The organism is Pseudomonas sp. GZJR-8, from assembly GCF_002916705.1.
GTDB classification, from domain to species: domain Bacteria; phylum Pseudomonadota; class Gammaproteobacteria; order Pseudomonadales; family Pseudomonadaceae; genus Aquipseudomonas; species Aquipseudomonas synxantha_A.
The window spans coordinates 13,080-31,492 of record NZ_JXSI01000016.1; the positions used below are offsets into that span (position 1 = coordinate 13,080).

Genomic DNA, 18,413 nt, shown 5'->3' on the forward strand with positions numbered 1-18,413 from the left:
TCTCCAGTCAGGCACTCAAGGCCAGATAACGGTTCTTGATCGACGGGTCGGCACGGAAGTCAGCGGCGCTGCCTTCGTACACCACGCGGCCCTGTTCGAGTACGTAATGGCGGTCGGCGAGTTTGTCGCAGACCATCAGGTTCTGCTCCACCAGCAGCACCGGCAGGCCGTCGTCCTTGACCTTGCGCAGGATCTTCACCAGCTCGTCGACAATCACCGGGGCCAGGCCCTCGGTGGGTTCGTCGAGGATCAGCAGCTTGGGGTCGTTGAGCAGGGCGCGGGCGATGGCAAGCATTTGCTGTTCGCCGCCGGATAGCGCATGGCCGGCGTTTTTGCGCCGTTCCTTGAGGCGCGGGAACATGGCGTATACGTCGTCCAGTTGCCATCGGCTGCTTTTGCGCACGGCGATGCGCAGGTTTTCCTCGACGCTGAGCAGGCGGAAAATCCCGCGGTTCTCCGGCACCAGCGCTAAGCCCTGGCGTGCAATTTCAAAGATTTTCTGCCCCACCAGCGCCTGGCCATTGAAGTGAATCTGGCCCTGACGCGGGCAAATGATGCCGAGGATGCTGCGCAGGGTGGTGGTCTTGCCGGCGCCATTGCGACCCAGCAGGGTCACCAGTTCGCCAGGGTTGACGGTCAATGACACGCCCTCCAGCACATGGCTCTTGTCGTAGTAGGAATGGATATTCTCGACGATCAGCATCAGGCGGCCTCCCCAAGGTATGCAGTGCGCACACGTTCATCGGCACGCACGAACTCTGGCGTGCCTTCCACCAGGATCTGGCCGTGGCTCATCACCGTGATGCGTTGGCTGATGGACATGACGATGCTCATGTTGTGTTCGATCAACAGCACCGTGTGGTCGCGGCCCAGGTCGCTGATCAGTTGGGTCATGATCGGGATATCGTCGATGCCCATGCCCGAGGTCGGTTCGTCGAGCATCAACAGTTTCGGTTTGGAGCAGATCGACATGCCCACCTCCAGCACCCGTTGCTGGCCGTGGGACAACTCGCCGGCCAGGGTGTCGGCGCGGGCGGTGAGTTGCAGGCGTTCCAGCACCTGGTCGGCCATCTCCAGGTGCTCGCGCTTGCTGTCCACCCGGCGCCAGAAGTTCAAGGCGCGCGCACCGTCGCGGCCCTGGGCGGCCAGGCGCAGGTTTTCGCGCACGCTGAGGTTCTGGAACAGGCTGGTGAGCTGGAACGAACGCGCCATGCCCAGGCCGACGCGGGCATGGGCGGGTTTGCGCATCAGGTTGTTGCCGTCGAAATGGATCGCTCCGGCAGTGGCCTGGCGTTCGCCGGTCAGGCAGTGGAACAGGCTGGTCTTGCCGGCGCCGTTGGGGCCGATGATGGTGTGGATGGTGCCGGCCTCGACCTTGAGGTTGACACCATTGACCGCATGGAACGCGCCGTAGGCCAGTTCCAGGTTCTGGGTTTCCAGCAGGATGCTCATAGCCCTGGCTCCTTGGCGACGGCCGCAGTTTTGCGATTGCCGCGCAGCTTCTCGAACAGCGACGCCAGGCCGCCCCACAAACCGCCGCGCATGAAGATCACCACCAGGATCAGGATCACCCCCAGCAGCATCAGCCAGCGCGGCCACAGGTCGGAGAGGAAATCCCCCAGCAGCACAATGGAACCGGCGCCCAGCAATGAGCCGAACAACGAGCCAGTGCCGCCGACGATGGTCATGATCAGAATGTTCTCGGACATCGCCAGGTCAATATTGGACAGTGGCACAAAGTGCAGCAGCATGGCGTACAGCGCCCCGGCAATCCCGGTGACTGCCCCGGACAGCACGAACACCAGGATCTTGAAGTGCCGCGTGTCGTAGCCGATGGCCGAGGCACGTGTCTCGTTTTCACGGATCGCCATCAGCGTGCTGCCGAACGGCGAAGCGATCACCCGGCGAGCGCCGATAAAGATCAGCAGGAACAGCACCGCGACAAATCCATAGAAGGCACGGGCATCGGCCAAGGACAACAGCACGGTTTCACCCACACGGATTTCCGGGCGCGGCACGCTGAGCAGGCCGTTGTCGCCGCCGGTCCAGTCGCTCAGGGTGTAGGCGACGAAATAGGCCATCTGGCTGAACGCCAGCGTGAGCATCACGAAGTAAATGCCGGTGCGCCGAATCGCCAGGGCGCCCACCAGCAATGCCAGGAAACCGCCGGCGATGGCGGCACCCAGCAGTGCGGTGAACAACCCCAGTTGCAGGTGGATCATCAGCAACGCCGCGCAGTAGGCGCCGGCCCCGAAGAAGATGCCTTGGCCGAATGACAGCAAGCCGGTGTAGCCCAGCAACAGGTTGCAAGCCAGGGCGGCCATGGCAAAGATCAGGATCTCGGTGGCCAGGGTTGCCGAGGGCAGTATCAACGGCAGGCCGATCAGCACCGCCAATACCCACAGCAGCATCGCTTTGGATTGGGTCTTGGCAAACGGCAGGGGGTTTTTCTCGCTCATTTCAGGCTCTCCCGAACAGGCCGTAGGGGCGCACCAGAATCACCACGGCCATCGCGCCGTAGATCATCAGGCTCGCACCCTGGGGCCAGAGTGTGGTCATCAGGCTTTGCACTACGCCTACCAGCAAACCGCCGACCAGCGCACCGCTGAACGAGCCCATGCCGCCAATCACCACCACCACGAACGCCACCCCGAGAATCTCCGGGCCGACAAAGGGCTGGGCACCACGCAACGGCGCGAACAACACCCCGGCGACACCGGCCAGGGCCACGCCGAGGGCGAAGGTCATGGAGAACAGGCGGAAAATATTGGTGCCCAGCAATGACACGGTTTCAGTGCTCTCACTGCCGGCGCGCACCAGGGCGCCGAAGCGCGTGCGTTCCAGCAGCAGCCACAGGCCCAGGCCGACGAGCCCGGAAAACACGATGAGAAACAGGCGGTAGTAGGGATAGACAAAATCCCCCACCACCAGCACGCCGCGCAGCAACTCCGGTACGGCGACACTTTTGCCCACCGGGCCCCAGATCATCACGCTGGCTTCCTGGATAATCAGCGCGATCCCCAGGGTTACCAGAATCTGGAACATGTGCGGCAAGTGGTAGATCCGCTGGATCAGCACACGCTCGATCACCCAGGCCAGCGCAGCCACCACCAGCGGCGCGACGAGCAGCGCCAGCCAGAAGCTGCCGGTGAGGCTCACGGCGGTGTAGCAGATGTAGGCGCCCAGCAGGAAAAACGCGCCGTGGGCGAAGTTGACGAAGTTGAGCAGGCCGAAAATGATCGTCAGCCCGACCGCGATCAGGAAGTAGATCATCCCCAGCCCAAGGCCGTTGAGAATCTGGAACAGGTACAAATTGAGCATGCAGGAACCCTCTGCAGGCGGCCGCTTGCGCGGCCCTGCGCGACAAAAAGTAAGCAGTCAGCCGAGCGTGCAGCCCGTCGCCTCGACCGGTGGGAACGATTGGCCGGCGCTGAGCACCTTGGCCAGGTCGTCCTTGTCGGCCATGTCGCCACTGGCCTTGCCGACCAGCAAGTAGTAATCCTTGATCACCTGATGGTCGCCGGCGCGGATCGACTCCTTGCCGGTCGGGCCTTCATAGCTCAAGCCTTGCATGGCCTTGGCCACGGTTGCGCCGTCGAAGCTGGCGGTGGCGATGATGGTGTCGAGCATGACCTTGGTGCTGATGTAGTCGGCGGCCAGCGGGTAGGTGGGGTTGATGCCGTATTTGGCCTGGGTCAGCTTGACCAGTTCACGGTTGAGTGGCGTATCGACCTGATGCCAGTACTGCGCGCCGAGGTACACACCTTCGAGCACATCGCTGCCCAGTTCCTGGAATTGATCAAGGCCGGCCGACCATACCAGCAGCACCTTCATGCGTTCCTTGATGCCGAAGTTCACCGCCTGGCGCAGGGTGTTGGACGACTGGCTGCCGAAGTTGAGCAGTACCAGCACGTCGGGCCGGGTGGAAATGGCGTTGGTCAGGTAGCCGGAGAATTCCTGCTCCTGCAGCGAGTGGTAGCTGTTGCCGACGTGTTCCAGGCCGTGCTCCTTCAGCACGTTCTTTGCGCCTTCGAGCAAGGCTTCGCCGAACACGTATTGCGGCGTGATGGTGTACCAGCGTTTGGCGTCCGGCAGCAGTTTGATCAGCGGCACCATGGTTTCGCGGATCGCGCCGTAGGTGGGCACTGACCAGCGGAAGGTCGCCTTGTTGCAATCCTTGCCGGTGACTTCATCGGCACCCACCGGGGTCATGAACACGCCGCCGACCTTATCGACTTCCTTGGCCACCGCCAGGGCGGAAGACGACAGTGTGCAGCCCTGGAAGAACCGTGCGCCGTCCTGCGCGATTGCCTCCTGCACCTTGCGCACCGCTTTGCCGGCGTTGCCTTCGGTGTCGATAACCTTGTAGGTGAGCGGGCGGCCGAGGATCTCGGCATGCTGTTGCACGGCCAGGCGCGAACCCATGTCGGCAAATTTGCCATAGCTGGCAAACGCGCCAGACATGGACTTGAGGCCGTAAAAGGTAAAGGGCTCGGCGGCGAAGGCCGAACGCACGCTCAGCGGCAAGCTGAGGGCGGCGGCTGCGGTGAGGCTGGCTTTCAATAACGTACGACGCTGCATGGGGTGACTCCCTGGTTTAGTTATTGGCAGGAGCGGCAAGGGCGATACGGTGGTGCAAGGGCCTGTGGGCAGGCTTGTTATTGGGTAACTCGGTTCAACAGATGGACACGGTCAAATGTGGGAGCTGGCTTGCCTGCGATGCGGGCGCCTCGGTGTTACAGGGGGACCGAGCCGATACCATCGCAGGCAAGCCAGCTCCCACATTGATTGGGTTTTGTTCCTAACGGTGATCAAACTCCAGAAGGAAGTGCGGGCTGACCTGGCCTTCCAGCGCAGTCATATGGTGTTCGGCATCGCACATATGCTCATGCATCAAACTGCGCACGGCGCTTTCATCCCCGGCACGAAAGGCGATCAGCAGTTGTTTGTGATAGTCGAGGTTGGCCGCGTCGAACTGCTTGCGCTTGGGCTTGTAGGCTTTCTTCAGCACCACCAGGTCGCGCAGCAGGTCGTTGAGAAACTGCGCCATAAAACTCAGCAGCGGGTTGGGGCACGCCCGGGCCAGCAGGTTGTGGAACTCCAGTTCCGCCAGGCGCTGTTCGCGCTGGCCGGCTTCGCTGTCTTCGGGGGCGCTGCAAAAATCCACATTGGCTTGCAGGGCCTGGTAGTCGTCTTCGCTCAAGCGCCCGAGCACCGACAGCGCCAGTTCCACTTCGATGACCTTGCGCAACTGATACACCTGCTCGCCATCCAGATGCTGGAAGTGCAGGTAGTTGCGCAAGGCGCGGCTGGCAGGTTCAGTGCCGGCCTGGTTCAGATAAGCCCCGCCACTGGGGCCGGTGCGCGTATTGACCAACCCTTCGACTTCCAATGCCTTGAGCGCTTCGCGTGCCGAGCCCTTGGAGCACTGGAAGCTTTCCATCAGCTCGCGTTCGGTGGGCAAGCGGTCGCCGGGCTTCAAGGCATCGGTGACGATGGAGCGCTTGACCGACTCGACAATCACATCGGACAGCTTCTGGCGTTTGCGGCGTAGCGGGCGAGTCAGCATGGGTTCGATTTATCGTATTAATGCGGATAAATAGCACTTAATAACGATTGCATCGGAGCGTCAACGCAGCGTGTCGTTTTCGATGGCAACAGGTCGCAAATGCGCCGGTTACTCCCAGGCACCAAGGTCAAGGCAGCGCGCGGAGGCTGGCGGCTGTTTGCCATAGGCGAGGAAATCCCCCAGCCAGCGGGTGACACAGCCGTCGGCGCCCGACTGCTTGGACTCCTTGAGCAATAACTGCTCGACGCCCACAGCGATAGGATCGCCCGGCGCCGCATTAATCAGCACCATGCGTGCGATGCGCTCGGGAAACAGCGTGCCGTAGCGGCTGCCAAGACGGGTCGCGGCGGCGCTGCCCAGGTAGTGCAGGCGCGCTTCGCCGAGCTGCCCGCGCACATATTCCATGTCCAGCGCCGCCTGCTCGACCGCGTTTGGCTGGCGCAGGTCGCGGGGGCTCAGTTCGATCACGTCATAACGGTCCACCAGCGTGCGATAAGCGCGGGTGGCGAGCGACTCCCAGTGGCTGGCCAGGTGCTGCACGAAAGGCGCGTTGGCGGGTTGGGGCGGTTCGCCGGCCTGGATGAATACCACGCCCTCGCGGTTGAGCGGTTGCCTTGCGCCCACACGCGTCACGCTCAGGCGTATACGACCGCGCCCGGGAGCAGCGTGGTCCCGTGGCACACTGACCAGGCCGCATTGGGTGCGCCCGACCACCTCAGGGTCCAGGCGCGCAGTGGTAGTGAGGGGGCAATCCAACAGCCAGTCGATTGCAGTGGGCACGATCAAGGGCTCAGCGCGCACTGCGTTTGCTATAAGCCAGCAGCTTATGCAGACCAGGCTTTTTACAAGAACGCTGGGTGTCATCACGAGGTCCCGGGCAGCCGTATGTAATAGCTTTTTTACCAAGGACCTGGGGGTGGAGAATGTAAGGCTAAGAAACAGTTTGTGTAAGAAATGCCGATTTTGCTTATCAGCTATCGGTCTTCCATCCACCCCCTAATGCCTTGTACAGCGCGATACTGGCTTGCAGCCGCGACAGGCGCAGTTGCACGTTCAGGTCCTGGGCGGCGTAGAGGGTGCGTTGGGTTTCCAGCACCGTAAGCAGGTCTTCGGCGCCGGCCTCGTAGCGGCTTTGCGCAATCTCAAAGGCCGTTTGCGCCTGCTGCAGTTCTTCGGTTTGCCATTGGCGTTGTTGATCCAGGCGAGTCAGGCTGCTGAGGGCTTTTTCCACATCGGCAAAGCCGTTGATGATCGCCCCGCGGTAGGTCTGCAGCAGTTCATCCTGGCGCGCACGGGCTTTATCGCGCTCGGCACTCAGCCGACCGTTGTTGAAGATCGGTGCGATCAGGCCCGAGGTCAGGGTGTAGAACGGACTGCGCAGAATCTCTTCAGCCTTGTACGCACCCGAGCCGAGGGTTGCGCCCAATGTCACCGTGGGCAGCATGGCCGCACGGGCCACCGTGACGTCGGCATTGGCCGCCGCCAGCTGTGCCTCGGCCTGGGCGATGTCAGGGCGGCGACGCAACAACTGGCTAGGCACACCGGGGCCGATATTCGGCCAGGTCAGTGCCTGGAACGGCTCGCTGCCCAGCGCCAGGGCCTGTACGGGCTGGCCGAGCAAGGCGGCGAGGGTGATGCGCGATTCTTCGGCCGATTGCTGGATCAGCGGCAGTTGCCGTTGCTGGCCGGCCACCAGGCTCTTCTGTTGTGCCAACTCCAGGCCCGTGGCGGAACCGGCATCGTAGCGGGTTTGCACCAGGTCCAGCACATTGCGCGCATTGGCCAGGTTCAGCTCGGCAATCTGCAGGCGCTGGTGCGCGGCCAGGGTTTGCGCATAGCGGTCGGCGACATTGCTGAGCAAGGTCAACTCCACGTTGGCCTGATCGAACTCACTGGCGTGCAGGCTATGCACAGCGCTGTCTCGCGCAGCGGCGCGGCCACCCCAGAAGTCGATTTCGTAGCTGGCCGTGAGGTTGGCGTCATAGTTATTGACCGTCTTGTTGCTCTCGGTGGCGTCCAGATCCGAGTTGCCGCTGCCGCGCAACAGTCTTTGACGGCTGGCGCTGAGGTTGAACTTCACCTCGGGCAGTAACGGTGCGCCGGCAATCACCGCTGTCGCCTGGGCCTGCCGCACCCGCGCCATGGCCGCAGCCACATCAAAGCTGTCACGGCGGGCCTGATCGATCAGGCGGTTAAGCACAGGGCTGCCAAACTGCGTCCACCAACGCTGGTTGGTGGCCTGGTCGGCGTCGCGCTCGGCATATTGCCAGACGGCGGGCGCGGCAATGCTGCTGTCGAGGGCAGGCGAAGTGCCGGCACAGGCATTGAGCAACAGGCACAGGCTGAGTGTCGACAGGTGCGGTGCGATGGATCGTTTATTCACTGGTCAATGCCTTAACCGGATCGAGCCGGGCAGCTTTACGGGCCGGCATAAAGCCGAATACGACGCCGGTGACCAGCGCACAGCCAAACGCGCCGAACACCGCCACCAGGGAAAACTGCACCGCCACTTCGGCCAGCACCAGCACGCCGCCCACCAGCAATGCCAGGGCGATTCCGAACAGACCGCCGACCACCGAGAGCATCACCGCCTCGGTGAGGAATTGGCGCAGGATGTCGCTCTGGCGCGCCCCGGTGGCCATGCGGATGCCGATTTCGCGGGTGCGTTCGCGCACGGTCATCAACATGATATTCATCACGCCGATACCGCCCACCAGCAGGGAAATCGCGGCAATCGAGCCGAGCATCAGCGACAGGGTGTTCTGGGTCCGCGCTTCGGCCTGGATCATCGCGGCGTCGTTCGTCAGGTGGAAGTCGCGTTTGCCGCCGTGCAGCGTTTGCATAAGCTGACTGATGGCTTGCTCGGCCTCTTGCACCTTGCGCGCATCGGCGGCGGCAATGGCAACGTATTCGGGGTTATAGGTGCCGAACAGGCGCACGCTGGCGGCGGTATAGGGAATGGCGACACGGTCATCGCTGTCCTGCATGCCGGAGCTGGAGCCTTTTTCCGCCAACACGCCAATCACCTGGAAGGGCACGTTTTCGATCAGGATGTATTGGCCGATGGGGTCCAGCTGGCCTTTGAACAGCTTTTCGCGCACGCGATGACCGATCACCGCCACCGTGGCCCCGGCGCGCTCGTCGGCCTCGGTAAAGTAGCTACCTTCGGCCACAGGCCAGTTGAAGATGTCCGGGAAGTTGGTGTCGTTACCGCCCACATAGGCCATGTAGTCGACGTTGCCGAAGCGCACACCGGCGTAGGTGCCGTTCACCGGCATGATGCGTTTGACCTGGGGCAATGTAGCCAATGCGGCCACATCATTGAGGGTCACGATACCGGGTGGCGTGCGCGGGTTAGGCGAAAAGCCGCTCAGGTAGATGATGTTGGAGCCGAAGGCCGCCATCTGCGCCATGACCTGGCGCTTGCTGCCTTCGCCCACCGCCAGCATCACCACCACCGACGCCACGCCGATGATGATCCCCAGCAGCGTCAATGCGGTGCGAAAGCGGTTGATCCACATCACCCGCCAGGCCGCCTGCACCGCGTCCAGCAGCTCGGCTTTCCAGGCACCATTGTGTTCGGCGCCGTCGGCCAGGCGCTGGCGCAGGTCCACGGCTTGCAATGCGTCGCTGCCGGCCGTGACGGGCACGTGGGCGGTACTCAACGCCGAATCGCTGATGATCAGGCCGTCGCTGATCTCGATGATGCGGTTGGCGTGCGCCGCGACTTCGCGGTCATGGGTGATCAGGATCACCACGTGGCCCTGGCTCGCCAGCTCATCCAGCAGCACCATCACTTCGGCGCCGCTGTGGCTGTCGAGGGCACCGGTGGGTTCGTCGGCAAGGATGATATGCCCGCCGTTCATCAACGCACGGGCAATCGAGACGCGCTGTTGCTGGCCACCGGAGAGCTGGTGCGGGCGGTTGTTGGTGCGGTCGGCCAGGCCCAGGCGGGTCAGCAGGGCCTTGGCGCGGGCATGGCGTTCGGCAGCGCTGATGCCGGCATAGATCGCCGGCATCTCGACGTTTTCCTGGGCCGATCCGGACGGGATCAGGTGGTAGCCCTGGAACACGAAACCAAAGGCTTCGCGGCGCAGCCAGGCCAGTGCGTCGCTGTCCAGGTGCGCGACGTTTTCCCCGGCGAACAGGTAGTCGCCCACGGTGGGGCGGTCGAGGCAGCCGAGGATGTTCATCAGGGTGGATTTTCCGGAGCCCGAGGCGCCGACGATGGCAACGAATTCTCCTGCATGGATCGACAGGTCGATCCCGCGCAATACGTCGACCTGCGGGCTGTCGCCGCCGCCGTAGGATTTGCGGATGTTCTTGAGTTCGATCAGTGGCGTGGTCACGTCAACCCCCGCTGCTGCTGGCGGGGCCGATCAACAGGTGATCACCTTCGTCCAGGCCATCCAACACTTCAACTCGCAGGCGGTCACTGATACCCAGCTGTACTTCTCGCTTCTGGATGGCACCGTTTTTGGTCACGACCCGCGCGATCTGCTTGTCGGTGCCTTGGCTGCCGAGCAGCGCTGCGACCGGGATGGTGAGAGCGTCCTTGACCTGGCTGGCTACGAAAAACACCTGGGTGGTCATTTCGGCCATCAGTGCATTGTCAGTGTTGTCCACATCCAGCAGTACGGTGTACAGCACTACGCGGCCACTACCGGTTTTGCTCGTGCTACTGGGGCTGCCGCTGCCCTGGCTGGTTTCATTCAGCGGCTTGGGCGGTATCGGCAGGATCTGGCGCACGGTGCTGCTCCAGCGCCGGTTGCCGCCGGCGAGGGTAGTGAAATAGGCGCTCATGCCCGGTTTGACGTGGCCGATATCGGCTTCGGACACTTCGGCCCATACGGTCATTGGTGACAATTTGGCGATGCGCAGGATCAACGGCGTTTGTTGTTGGGCGTTGAGGGTTTGGCCGACTCGCGCATCTACCGCCACCACGGTGCCGCTCATGGGCGCGTAAATCCGCGTATAGCCCAGTTCGGCCTCGTCACTGCGCAGGCTGGCCTGGGCTTGGCGGATCTGTGCCTGGAACATATCGACACGGGCTTGGGTGGCACTCAGTTCGGCTTTGGCGGTTTGCACATCTTCTTCGCGGGTGGCGTTGCCTGCAACCAAGCGTTGCTGGCGCTGGTATTTCTGGCGTGCGAGTTCGTGCTGGGCTTTCTGTTCCTGCAACTGCGCCTTGAGGTTTTCAATGGAATAGCGGCTGGCGTCGAGCTTGGCCTGTTGCGTGGCGGGATCGATTTCCACCAGCAGATCGCCTTCCTTGACTTGATCACCAGCCTCCACATGGATCTTGCGAATCTGTCCGGACGCCTGGGCACCCACGTCCACATAACGGCGCGGTTGCAGGGTGCCCAGTGACGTAACGCTATTTTCAATGTCGCCGCGGGTTACGGTGACCGTGGGTAGGCTGTCGCGGCCCGACGGCAGCACTTGCCAGGCAGCCACCACAAGGATGGGGAGCAGGCACGCCAGCACAAGCAGGGCGCGTCGGGCAGGTCGAGGGCGTTTCATGTCTTGGTTCCAGCCAGGAGGTGTTGACCGCAGGAGCGGGGAGTTGACAGTTATACGAGAAAAATGCTCGGGAATTTAGGTTGTTACACATGTGGTAACAGCTCGTGCGACGAAAAAAAATGCACCGTTGGTGCAAGACTCCTTTAAAAGTAGATGAGAATTACTATAAATTGCACGCACTCAAACTGCCATCATCGATGGGCTCGCTCCTACGCGGGCTGGCATCGTTAGCACCAAGGCCATGGGGCCAGGAGTCATGTTGGAAAACTACTATCGCGAGCTGGTGTGTTTCCTGAACGCCAAGCTGGGCAACCGTCAGGTGGCCGAAGATGTGGTGCATGACGCTTATGTACGGGTGCTGGAGCGTTCCAGCGACATCCCGATCGAACAGCCCCGCGCCTTCCTGTACCGCACGGCCTTGAACCTGGTGATCGACGGCCACCGGCGCAACGCCTTGCGTCAGTCCGAGCCTCTTGAGGTGCTGGACAGCGAAGAACGCTTCGCCCCCTGTTCACCCCACGCCAGTCATGACCACAACCAGCGCCTGGAGATGCTTGAGCGCGCCCTGGCCGAGTTGCCGGCGGCGTGTCGCGACAGTTTCCTGCTGCGCAAGCTTGAGGGCCTGTCCCATGTGCAAATCGCCGAGCGCCTGGGGATTTCCCGCAGCCTGGTGGAAAAACACATCGTCAACGCCATGAAGCATTGCCGGGTGCGTATGCGTGAGTGGGAAGCGCACTGATCGCCAGTTGGTTAAATTTTATTTCACTGTCCTCGTTTCCTATCAACACACGGCCTGTTGTTCAGGCCATGAAGGTATTCCCGCCCCACCGCCAAGGGGCTTATCCAGAGGACACTGGAATGACACAGGCAATTGCTTCGCCCGCGGTTCACGACCTGATCGGTATCGGCTTCGGCCCTTCGAACCTGGCGCTGGCCATCGCCCTGCAGGAGCGTGAAAAGGCCCAGGGCAAGCTGGACGTGCTGTTTCTCGACAAACAGACCGACTACCGCTGGCACGGCAATACGCTGGTGACCCAAAGTGAGCTGCAGATCTCTTTCCTCAAGGACCTGGTGACCCTGCGCAACCCCACGAGCCCGTACTCCTTCGTCAATTACCTCAAGGCTCACGATCGCCTGGTGGACTTCATCAACCTGGGCACCTTCTACCCCTGCCGTATGGAGTACAACGACTACCTGCGCTGGGTGGCCGGGCAGTTCCAGGCCCAGGCCAACTATGGTGAGGAAGTGCTGGCCATCGAACCGATCCTGCATCAGCAGCAGGTGGAGGCCTTGCGCGTCATTTCCCGCGATGCCCAGGGCGAGCAGCATGTGCGTACCACCCGCTCGGTGGTGGTCAGCGCCGGCGGCACTGCGCGTATCCCCGAAGCGTTCAAGGCGCTCAAGGGTGACAGTCGCGTGTTCCACCATTCCCAGTATCTGGAGCGCATGGCGAGCCAGCCTTGCGTGGATGGCAAGGCCATGCGCATCGCGGTGATCGGCGGCGGCCAGAGCGCGGCCGAAGCCTTTATCGACCTCAATGACAGCTTCCCGTCGGTGCAGGTCGATATGATCCTGCGTGGCTCGGCGCTCAAGCCGGCCGATGACAGCCCGTTCGTCAACGAAGTGTTCTCGCCGGCGTTTACCGACCTGGTGTTCCAGCAAGTGGGGGCCGAACGCGAGCGTTTGGTCGCCGAGTACCAGAACACCAACTATTCGGTGGTGGACCTGGACCTGATCGAGCGCATCTACGGGATTTTCTACCGTCAGAAAGTTTCCGGCATCGCCCGCCAGGCGTTCCGCACCATGACCGTGGTGGAGAAGGCCACGCCCGGGCCGCTGGGTATCGAACTGGTATTGCGCAACAACGCCACGGGCGAAACCAGCGTCAACCACTACGACGCCGTGATCCTCGCCACCGGCTATGAGCGCCAGATGCACCGCGAACTGTTGGCGCCGCTGCAAGCCTACATGGGCGACTTCGAAGTGGCCCGCGACTACCGCATCGTCACCGACGAGCGCTGCAAGGCGGGTATCTACATCCAGGGCTTCAGCCAGGCCAGCCATGGCTTGAGCGATACCTTGCTGTCGGTGCTGCCGATTCGCGCGGATGAGATTGCGGCATCGTTGTATGCCAACGATCGAAACCGTGACAAGGGCCGTTCGGTGCAGGACCTGCTCCTGGCAACCGCCAGCTGATCTGCCCCTCCTACAGACGGCACTTGTGACAACGTGCGGCTATTGGTACTGTACAAAAAACCAGTATCGGTAGCCCGTCATGCAGTTGATCGAAAAACTCAGCATCCTCGCCGACGCCGCCAAGTACGACGCGTCGTGCGCCAGCAGCGGCGCGCCCAAGCGCAGCTCCGAGGGCAAGGCGGGGTTGGGTTCCACCGACGGCATGGGCATTTGCCACAGCTACACGCCTGATGGCCGTTGCGTGTCGCTGCTCAAGGTGTTGCTCACCAACTTCTGCCTCTACGACTGCCAGTATTGCGTCAACCGCCGTTCCAGCGACGTGCCCCGTGCGCGTTTCAGCCCGGAAGAGGTGGTCACCCTGACCCTGGATTTCTACAAGCGCAATTGCGTCAGCGGGCTGTTTCTCAGCTCCGGCATCATCCGTTCGTCGGACTACACCATGGAGCAATTGGTGCGGGTCGCCAAACTGCTGCGCGAAGAGCATGACTTTCGCGGCTATATCCACCTCAAGACCATTCCCGATGCGGATCCTGCATTGATTGCCGAGGCTGGTCGTTATGCCGATCGCCTGAGCGTGAATATCGAACTGCCCACCGAGGCCAGCCTGCAGACCCTGGCGCCGGAGAAGCAGATTGTGTCGATCAAGCAGGCGATGCAGACCATCTACACCGGCGAGCAGACGGTGTTCAACGAGCCTCGCGCCCCGCGTTTCGCCCCGGCCGGGCAGAGCACGCAGATGATCGTAGGTGCCGACGACACCGATGACAGCACCATCCTCCACGGTGCCGAGGCGTTGTATGGCAATTTCAAGCTGCGCCGCGTGTACTACTCGGCGTTCAGCCCCATCCCCAACAGCCCGAAAAGTGTGCCCCTGGCCGCGCCGCCGTTGATGCGCGAGCACCGCTTGTACCAGGCCGATTTCCTGCTGCGCAGCTACGGTTTCAGCGCCAGGGAGCTGTTTGCCGGCCCCGGCCACCTGGCCCTGGATATCGACCCCAAGCTGGCCTGGGCCCTGGAGCATCGCGAAGTGTTCCCCCTGGACCTGAACCGCGCAGAGCCCACCCTGATTGCGCGCATCCCCGGTATTGGCCTGCGTACCACCCAACGCCTGGTGGACCTGCGCCGCGAGCGCAAGATCCGCTTCGAAGACCTGGCGCGCATGCGCTGCGTACTGGCCAAGGCCAAACCGTTCTTCATCACCAGTGACTACCACCCGCAACAGGCCGACAGCACCAGCGTGTTGCTGCGCGAACAATTGCGCGACCGTCCGCAACCGCAACAGATGGGGTTGTGGGGATGATCAGCCTGGAATGCGACAACCTGTTCAGCACTTGGCGCGAACAGGCGCGCTGGCTGCTCAGCCATCAGGTCGACCCCAGCCAGGTGAGCTGGGGCGAGGCGCAAGCAGCTGACCTGTTCGCTACCGATGAGTCGATCCCGTCAGGGTTGGGGCCCTTCCAGGCACGGATTCCCAAGGCGCTGTTGGAGTTGCTGGAGTCTGCCGCCTGTTATCACGGTGATCAACGCTGGAGCCTGCTGTATGAAGTGCTGTGGCGGGTCAGCCACGGTGATCGCACCGCGATGCTGGCGGGGGACAAGCTGGGCAGCGAGTTGCAGCGACGCATCAAGCAAGTCAGCCGCGAGGCCCATCACCTGCATGCGTTTGTGCGCTTTATTGCCCTGCCGGCCGAGGCGGGCCCCGAACTTCCTGAATACGTGGCCTGGCATGAACCGGCCCACGACATTCTTAAAAGCGCCAGCCAGCATTTTGTCGGGCGCATGGGCCGCCATCGCTGGATGATCGCCACGCCACTGGACGGGGTGTATTACGACGGCGAGCAGTTGATTCACCAACGCCGCTGCCCCGAGGCGTGGCAGCAACTGGCGCAGAATGTTGACGACCCCCACAGTGCGATGTGGCTGACCTACTACAGTCACATCTTCAACCCGGCGCGGCTGAATCCCAAGGTCATGGAAGGGCACTTGCCCAGCCGCTTCTGGAAAAATTTGCCGGAGGGCAAGTTGATCCCGGGGCTGATCAGCGAGGCGCGTACGGGCAAGCAGAAGGATGGGCAGGCGAAGCTGGTGGGGGCCAAGCCAGGCAAAAGAATTGCAAACCCGGTCAATGTGGGAGCTGGCTTGCCTGCGATAGCGGTCGACCAGTCAGATGTGGGGTGACTGATGCACCGCTATCGCAGGCAAGCCAGCTCCCACATTTGGTTTTCGCAGCCTGGGGGAGTGGGTATCAGGCCAGTTCGGTCGCAGTGTTCTTGACTACTGCCAACTCTGGATGGGCCACCAACTTATCAATGTGCAACTCATCATTGTTCAACCAGATCTCGGTCAGCACCCGGTAATGCTCCATATCCCGGCAGCGCATACGCAGGCTGTAGTCGAACGGCCCGCTGATCAACTGGCATTCGAACACCTGCGGGCAGGCTTTGACGCAGGCTTCGAAGGCCTTTTGCGCCGAGCGCCCGCTCTGGTTGGACAAGGCCACCAGCACCAGCAGCGACAGCCCTGGTGAGACCATCTGCACATCGATGATCGCCCCATACCCACGGATCACCCCGCGTCGCTCCAACTTGCGCACCCGCTCCAGGCATGGCCTGGGAGTCAGGTGCACCAGCGACGAGAGTTTTTCATAGGTGATGCGCCCCTGGTGCCTGAGCACGTCGATGATCGCCTCGTCGATGCGATCCAGCGCAGGGGAGGAGTGGGGTCCGTTGGCCTTGGTATCCATGAGTTCACTTCAAACGGTTGGAAAGAAATTGCTGCAAGCGTTCGCTGTTGGGGTGGTCGAGGATCTCGGCGCCGCCGTGTTCCTCGACTCGGCCCTGATGCAGGAACAGCACTTGGCTGGACACCTGGCGGGCAAAGCCCATTTCGTGGGTGACCATCAGCATGGTACGGCCTTCCTCGGCCAACGTCTGTATGACTTTGAGCACTTCGCCTACAAGTTCCGGGTCGAGGGCTGAGGTCGGTTCGTCGAACAGGATAATCTCCGGCTCCATCGCCAATGCCCGCGCAATTGCCACACGCTGCTGCTGACCACCCGAGAGGAACGCCGGGTATTGATCCGCCACGCGGCCTGGCAAGCCGACTTTGTCCAGGTACAGGCGCGCACGTTTTTCCGCCTCGGCGGCGCTCACATTCAGCACCCGGCGCGGGGCCATGGTGATGTTTTCCAGCACCGTCATGTGACTCCACAGGTTGAAGTGCTGGAACACCATGGCCAGGCGCGTGCGCAGGTTTTGCAGTTGTGCCTGGTGCGGCGCGCGGGTGCCGGCGCGGCCTTGTTGCATTTCGATGCTGATGCCGTCCAGGGTGATGACCCCGGCGTCCGGCTGTTCAAGAAAGTTGATACAACGCAGCATGGTGCTTTTGCCCGAGCCGCTGGCGCCGATCAGGCTGATCACATCGCCTTGACGGGCATTGAGGGACACACCTTTGAGCACTTCGTGTTCGCCGTAGCGTTTGTGAATGCCTTCGACTTGAAGCTTGATGGCGGCAGTTGCAGTTTCGACAACCGGTACATCCACCGGATAAACGGCCAGGGCCTGCGCGGACTGATTCATGGGTTAGCCTCGGGTAGGAACAAGAAAACGCATCCAGCGACGTTCGGCCAGCCGAAACAGGCCCACCAGTGCAAAGGACAGCAGCATGTAGAGCAGGGCGGCGATACCAAACGCCTGAAAGGTCAGGAAGGTTTCGGCATTCGCATCGCGGGCGACCTTGAGGATGTCGGCAACGGTGGCGGTAAACGCCAGTGACGTGGCGTGCAGCATCAGGATCATTTCATTGCTGTAGGCCGGCAATGCGCGGCGCAATGCGGCGGGTACCACCACGAACAGATTCAGCCGCCAGCCGTGCAGGCCATAGGCGCGTGCCGCTTCGATTTCGCCGTGGGGAATATTGCGGATCGCCCCGGCGAAGATCTCCACGGTGTAGGCACAGGTGTTGAGCACAAACGCCAACAAGGTGCAGTTCAGCGCATTGCGGAAAAACTGGTTGAGCAGGGCGTTGTCCTGCACCACCTCCAGGCTGTACAGCCCGGTGTAGCAAATCAGCAACTGGATATACAGCGGCGTGCCGCGGAACAGGTAGGTGTAGACCTCCACCGGCCAGCGCAGCCAAACGTGCTGCGAAACCCGCGCCAGTGCCAGGGGGATCGACAGGCAAAAACCGAGCACCACCGAGATGATGAACAGCCACACGGTCATGGCGACGCCGGACAAGCCGCTGCCATCGCTGAACAGGTAGGCCAGGCCGTATTGCTGGAACAGTTCGATCATCGCGCCATCCCCTTGATGCCCAGGTTATAGCGCCGTTCGAGGCGCTTGAAGATGCGGTTGGAGAGGGTAGTGATCAGCAGGTACACCAGGCCCGCGAGGATCAGGAAGTACAGTGGCTCGCTGGTGGACTTGCCGGCGTTTTGTGCGGCCTTGACCAGGTCTGACAGGCCGATGATCGACACCAGCGCCGTGGACTTGAGCAGCACCAGCCAGTTATTGCCCAGGCCCGGCAGGGCAAAACGCATCAGTTGTGGGAACAGCACCAGGTGGAAGCGCTGCCAGCGGCTCAGGCCATAAGCCGTCGCGGCTTCCAACTGGCCCACCGGTACGCTGAGGATCGCGCCACGGAAGTTCTCGGTGAAATACGCGCCGTAGATAAATCCCAGGGTGACCACCCCGGCGGTGAACGGGTCGATTTCAAAGTACTCCCAGCCGAACACTTCAGTCAGGTCGTTGAGCCACAGTTGCAGGCTATAGAAGATCAGCAGTATCAACACCAGGTCCGGCACGCTGCGGATCAGCGTGGTGTAGAGCGTGGCCGGTACGCGCAGCCATCTGGCGCTGGATAGCTTGGCGCCGGCGGCGACCAGGCCCAGGGTTAGGCTCAGGGCCAGGGCGAGGAAGGCCAGCTTGAGCGTCATCCAGGCACCCTGGGCCAGCATCGGGCCGTAGCCTTGCAGGTTGAGGAGTTCGTTCATGGGAAGATCTCTAAAAGGCACACACACCATCTTTGTGGGGAACCGATTTGTGTGGGAGGGGGGGCTTGCTCCCGATAGCGGTGGTTCAGTCAATATTTTCAATGACTGACCACTGCTATCGGGAGCAAGCCC

The 18,413-nt window shown here is 62.0% G+C and carries 18 protein-coding genes; 4 read left to right on the forward strand and 14 right to left on the reverse strand.

Features of this window, described 5'->3' with window-relative positions:
- Positions 1-7: 7 nt before the first annotated feature.
- The 10 genes from TK42_RS24480 to TK42_RS24525 form a co-directional block, all read right to left on the reverse strand.
- Positions 8-703, reverse strand: a complete 696-nt coding sequence (locus tag TK42_RS24480; RefSeq protein ID WP_005787517.1) for an ABC transporter ATP-binding protein — start codon at positions 701-703, stop codon at positions 8-10.
- Complete coding sequence (locus TK42_RS24485; protein WP_032876428.1) at positions 703-1,452, reverse strand: ABC transporter ATP-binding protein; 750 nt, start codon at positions 1,450-1,452, stop codon at positions 703-705. Before TK42_RS24485 ends, TK42_RS24480 begins: the two co-directional genes overlap by 1 nt.
- Entirely contained in the window at positions 1,449-2,459 is a 1,011-nt protein-coding gene (locus tag TK42_RS24490; RefSeq protein ID WP_005787521.1) for a branched-chain amino acid ABC transporter permease, read from the reverse strand. The genes TK42_RS24485 and TK42_RS24490 overlap by 4 nt, the downstream gene beginning before the upstream one ends.
- 1 nt (position 2,460) lies before the next feature.
- Positions 2,461-3,321 (reverse strand): branched-chain amino acid ABC transporter permease, encoded by an 861-nt coding sequence (locus TK42_RS24495; RefSeq protein WP_032876425.1) that lies wholly within the window; start codon positions 3,319-3,321, stop codon positions 2,461-2,463.
- Between the two features lie 57 nt (positions 3,322-3,378).
- Positions 3,379-4,581: an ABC transporter substrate-binding protein gene (locus TK42_RS24500; protein ID WP_103735363.1), complete on the reverse strand. Its 1,203-nt coding sequence runs from the start codon at positions 4,579-4,581 to the stop codon at positions 3,379-3,381.
- Between the two features lie 220 nt (positions 4,582-4,801).
- Entirely contained in the window at positions 4,802-5,569 is a 768-nt protein-coding gene (locus tag TK42_RS24505) for a FadR/GntR family transcriptional regulator (RefSeq protein WP_005787529.1), read from the reverse strand.
- A gap of 108 nt (positions 5,570-5,677) precedes the next feature.
- Positions 5,678-6,433 carry a proteinase gene (locus TK42_RS24510; protein WP_103735364.1) on the reverse strand — a complete coding sequence of 252 codons (756 nt, stop codon included), beginning with the start codon at positions 6,431-6,433 and terminating at the stop codon, positions 5,678-5,680.
- Positions 6,434-6,539: 106 nt separating this feature from the next.
- Entirely contained in the window at positions 6,540-7,952 is a 1,413-nt protein-coding gene (locus TK42_RS24515) for an efflux transporter outer membrane subunit (protein WP_103735365.1), read from the reverse strand.
- On the reverse strand, positions 7,945-9,918 hold the full coding sequence (locus TK42_RS24520) for a MacB family efflux pump subunit (RefSeq protein ID WP_103735366.1): 1,974 nt from the start codon (positions 9,916-9,918) through the stop codon (positions 7,945-7,947). The genes TK42_RS24515 and TK42_RS24520 overlap by 8 nt, the downstream gene beginning before the upstream one ends.
- Position 9,919: 1 nt before the next feature.
- Entirely contained in the window at positions 9,920-11,092 is a 1,173-nt protein-coding gene (locus TK42_RS24525) for an efflux RND transporter periplasmic adaptor subunit (RefSeq protein WP_032876409.1), read from the reverse strand.
- A 256-nt stretch (positions 11,093-11,348) separates the two neighbouring features.
- Between TK42_RS24525 and TK42_RS24530 the strand changes: the two genes are divergently transcribed.
- From TK42_RS24530 to TK42_RS24545, 4 genes are all read left to right on the forward strand, one after another.
- Positions 11,349-11,831, forward strand: a complete 483-nt coding sequence (locus TK42_RS24530) for a sigma-70 family RNA polymerase sigma factor (RefSeq protein WP_005787538.1) — start codon at positions 11,349-11,351, stop codon at positions 11,829-11,831.
- A 119-nt stretch (positions 11,832-11,950) separates the two neighbouring features.
- A complete protein-coding gene (locus TK42_RS24535) occupies positions 11,951-13,288 on the forward strand; it encodes a lysine N(6)-hydroxylase/L-ornithine N(5)-oxygenase family protein (protein ID WP_103735367.1) in 1,338 nt (445 codons plus the stop codon).
- Between the two features lie 79 nt (positions 13,289-13,367).
- Complete coding sequence (locus tag TK42_RS24540) at positions 13,368-14,588, forward strand: putative DNA modification/repair radical SAM protein (RefSeq protein ID WP_005787541.1); 1,221 nt, start codon at positions 13,368-13,370, stop codon at positions 14,586-14,588.
- On the forward strand, positions 14,585-15,466 hold the full coding sequence (locus TK42_RS24545; protein ID WP_103735368.1) for a TIGR03915 family putative DNA repair protein: 882 nt from the start codon (positions 14,585-14,587) through the stop codon (positions 15,464-15,466). Before TK42_RS24540 ends, TK42_RS24545 begins: the two co-directional genes overlap by 4 nt.
- A gap of 67 nt (positions 15,467-15,533) precedes the next feature.
- Here the strand turns inward: TK42_RS24545 and TK42_RS24550 are convergent, their stop codons facing one another.
- The 4 genes from TK42_RS24550 to TK42_RS24565 are packed head-to-tail and all read right to left on the reverse strand — an operon-like array spanning position 15,534 to position 18,281.
- Positions 15,534-16,031, reverse strand: coding sequence for an Lrp/AsnC family transcriptional regulator (locus TK42_RS24550; protein ID WP_005787545.1), 498 nt, complete (start codon positions 16,029-16,031; stop codon positions 15,534-15,536).
- Positions 16,032-16,035: 4 nt separating this feature from the next.
- A complete protein-coding gene (locus TK42_RS24555) occupies positions 16,036-16,866 on the reverse strand; it encodes an ABC transporter ATP-binding protein (RefSeq protein ID WP_032876400.1) in 831 nt (276 codons plus the stop codon).
- Positions 16,867-16,869: 3 nt separating this feature from the next.
- Positions 16,870-17,583 carry an ABC transporter permease gene (locus TK42_RS24560; RefSeq protein ID WP_078821072.1) on the reverse strand — a complete coding sequence of 238 codons (714 nt, stop codon included), beginning with the start codon at positions 17,581-17,583 and terminating at the stop codon, positions 16,870-16,872.
- Positions 17,580-18,281 (reverse strand): ABC transporter permease, encoded by a 702-nt coding sequence (locus tag TK42_RS24565; RefSeq protein WP_032876394.1) that lies wholly within the window; start codon positions 18,279-18,281, stop codon positions 17,580-17,582. The genes TK42_RS24560 and TK42_RS24565 overlap by 4 nt, the downstream gene beginning before the upstream one ends.
- Positions 18,282-18,413: the final 132 nt, after the last annotated feature.